Genomic DNA, 3203 nt, shown 5'->3' with positions numbered 1-3203 from the left:
TCTTATTGACAGAAGCATTCGCAATGACTTGATCTCCATCCACATAGGAATAGCAAATGTAGTTGTCATTCCAACAGCCCTTGTCATACCACTCCTTAAAATCCAATCCAAATACGTGCTTTGCCAGTTCATTAAAGCTTTCTTTGTATTTTTCAATTTGCTTATAGTCACTGATTAATTGATAATCACTCATGATAAATCCTCCAATTTCTATTTTAATTTCTTATAAAAGCCTTCTTTTTTGCAACGATTTACAACTGATTTTTCGGTTCTCGCTAATCACCTCCTTTAAATGAGGGCATAAAGTCGAAAACGTTAAGTCTTGCAAAACCAAAAAAAGACCATGAGAAGAAGTCTCTTCTCATGGTCAAATTTCTGCTTATTTTAAACATACCTATCCCAAAAGAATAGGTAACCTCAAATAACCTCAAATTTGATTTTGAAAGATATAATGTCTTCTAATCGCATTAAGTAAAAGGGTATAGAAAATATAACTAAGGGCGTGCCCTTAATTTTCCTTTTACAATATAAAATTCGTTGAATTTTATTTAGCGATTAATGAATTTCATCATATACAATCAAAACCTCTTTTCGCATATTTTTACTGATAATTAAAAATTATATAAAAGTTACTATAAATTTGCAATAGCATTTGAAGCGACTAATGGTAGAAATAGAACTACCGGTAGTTTAAATTCGGGTTTTAGAGATAAATAAGAGTAAGTTAAACTTTATTTTGCATATAATTATAAAAAACCAGTAACCATTGAAAATGGGACTGGTTTTAAGAAATGTAAATTTCTATTTATAAAAGCTACCGATATCTATTGATATGTAAATTTCCACATCAGAATCAGATTTCATCAAAAACCCCTTGCAGGTTACCTTACGTCACCACGTATGCTGGTATCAGTAAGTTGAAAACCTGGAGGGATCAAATTGATAAAAGAATCTATTGAACGGAATGAAATGTGGAAATGGCGGGATTTAATTTATATGCTGTTTCTTGTACTGGTACTGGTTCCGATTTTCATTGAAACTGTATTATTTAATTATCTATTGGACTTTTTTCAAAATGAGTTACATGCCGGTACATTGAATGGCTTCATTATGGCCATCATCTTTACAACGGCGCTTTATATCATCGTTTTGAAACCCAAAGAACAGTCCTGGAAAGCTGTCGGACTACAACCATTTCCTCTAAGAGACTGGAAGCTGATAGCCGTTTGGACCATCATCCTGATTGTCGTGAGCATCGTATTGGTAATTTTAATGTCATTTATAGGAGTTGGAACGGAAAACAGTAAAACGGAAAGCCTCCAGTCACAGATGACTTTGTTGAATTTTACAATAGGATTTGTATCGGCCGCGATTATCTCCCCTATCTACGAAGAATTTTTTTATCGCGGCTTCCTTTACCGATTTTTCAGCAGCCGTTATGGTGTTTTAAGCGGCATGCTGATCAGTTCTCTTATTTTTACGGTTGTACATATTCCTACATTCAATACATTGCCTGTGAACTTTGTATCCGGCCTTATTTTTTCATGGGTCTATCAAAAAACTGGATCCATCATTCCCAGTATCCTGATTCATGGAATATTTAACGGGATTGCCGTGATCCTGACTGCCATAGCTTGACCATCTTCTCTCCAGACTGACGTGCTCCGGCTGTCAGTTGGGAGAGTGTTCTTTTTTAGCGGCTTTCTCCAAAAAATCAATAATCGCTGGTGAGATTGGATAAAGACCCAGCTCCGCAGAAGCTTCGGGGGATTTGCGGACTTCCCAAAAAGCCTCAATCAATTCCGAATCGTCGCCAAACGTTTCTTCTGATAGAATGTCGACATCCTCAAGAATGAGTTGACCTTCCATAGAGGCAGGGGAAACCCCATGCTCAAGACAAATCTCGATCCTTTTGATGATATTGATCCACCTTTTAGTGATCCTATCTCCGCTTTCAAGCTTAGGCAATTGACTTTTAAGATGCGATTGCTGCTCCGCAGAAAAGTACTGATTCCAATCTCGTTCCTTCTCTGCATTCGCCACCAGGGAAATTAAATCTTCCCACTGAAGTATTTCTTTTAAGTCCAGTAAATTTATTAGCGTTTGGGTGTGCTTCAACGAATTTGTCAGGCGTTCCATCTCTTCGCTCAACAAAGACTGATGGGCAAGCAAGATAGCGGACATCGACTGCTCGGCCAGGATATTCCGACTGTCTTCGAGCGAAAGGTTCAAGGATTTAAGCAGAATAATCTTTTGTAATTTTAAAATATCCTCTTTGGAATAGTACCGTTTACCACCCTCAGACTTTTTTGAGGGATTCACCAACCCGATTTGATCGTAATAACGAATGGTTCGCATCGAGATATTCAAGACATTTGATAATTCGCCCGTTGATAAGTAACTTGCACTTTCTTCTTTTCCCACTTCTTATAATCACTCCTAGAATTTTAACTTCTGATAATTACTGATATGTAAACCTAGATCCTTTTGAAACCCCAGATTTAAAATCTGATAGCGCAGTCTTTTGAATGTATCTTTTTTTAATGAATCTAAATCGATATAGTTTTCTGATAAAACCAATGGAGTGAAGGAGCTGAATGTCACTTACTTAGTATTAAGTTACATTCAGATTGCTAGAACTTAATAAAGTCTGAGTACCGGATATTGAACCTCTTGATTAGTGTTTCTTCTAACTCAGTCAAATATCGATCCACTGCTTTCAGTAAAATATCGGTGGTTATTGTCTCTTCATGTTTAAATTCTTGCCAAATCGAAAAGAGATGCCACTTATTTTCGCTTTCTCTAATAAATGCTAAGATTGGTCCTTCTTTTTCATCATGCTCCATTGTGAAGTGATAAAAGTTGGCAATTGCATCTGAATCTTCCACCCGCCATTCTTTCAAATGGACTCCTAATTCAAGTATCGCAAGAGCAGGTTCTCTAAAAAAGCAAGAATGATCAATTGTAATATTTAATTCTCCTTCTACATCAATCAATAGTTTTCCACTTCTTTGGTGAAGTACTGCTTTCTCCAATTTTAATAATGGATCTAGACTGAAAGCAATAGCTAGATTCGCCATATAAGCACTCCTTTGATTGCAATTTGGATGTAACTTAATTCACAATAAGTTACATTCAATAGCCTAATAAATATAGCTGGAATTGAACTGAACCTATTTTGCACCGTTGTTTTTCTCGTATAA

The 3203-nt window shown here is 36.2% G+C and carries 3 protein-coding genes and 1 pseudogene; 1 reads left to right on the top strand and 3 read right to left on the bottom strand.

Features of this window, described 5'->3' with window-relative positions; genetic code table 11:
• A pseudogene (locus KW93_RS11040) lies at positions 1-193 on the bottom strand (GNAT family N-acetyltransferase); the annotation flags it as partial.
• A 776-nt stretch (positions 194-969) separates the two neighbouring features.
• Here KW93_RS11040 and KW93_RS11035 point away from each other — a divergent pair.
• Positions 970-1638, top strand: a complete 669-nt coding sequence (locus KW93_RS11035; protein ID WP_033543074.1) for a type II CAAX endopeptidase family protein — start codon at positions 970-972, stop codon at positions 1636-1638.
• Between the two features lie 33 nt (positions 1639-1671).
• On the opposite strand, the gene KW93_RS11030 is transcribed toward KW93_RS11035, so the two are convergent.
• The gene (locus KW93_RS11030) at positions 1672-2424 is read right to left on the bottom strand and encodes a MerR family transcriptional regulator (RefSeq protein WP_033543072.1); all 753 of its coding nucleotides are present in this window, start codon (positions 2422-2424) and stop codon (positions 1672-1674) included.
• Positions 2425-2633: 209 nt separating this feature from the next.
• A complete protein-coding gene (locus KW93_RS11025; RefSeq protein ID WP_033543071.1) occupies positions 2634-3080 on the bottom strand; it encodes a DUF7878 domain-containing protein in 447 nt (148 codons plus the stop codon).
• Positions 3081-3203 lie beyond the last annotated feature (123 nt).

The sequence above is a fragment of the Planococcus sp. CAU13 genome, from assembly GCF_000775575.1.
Lineage (GTDB): Bacteria > Bacillota > Bacilli > Bacillales_A > Planococcaceae > Planococcus.
Note: the sequence above shows the minus strand (reverse complement) of the source record. Positions and strands in the feature narration are given on the sequence as shown.

Coding starts and splice junctions, on each gene's coding strand:
- KW93_RS11035 (WP_033543074.1), top strand. CDS start 970: ATGTGGAAATGGCGGGATTTAATTTATATGCTGTTTCTTGTACTGGTA.
- KW93_RS11025 (WP_033543071.1), bottom strand. CDS start 3,080: ATGGCGAATCTAGCTATTGCTTTCAGTCTAGATCCATTATTAAAATTG.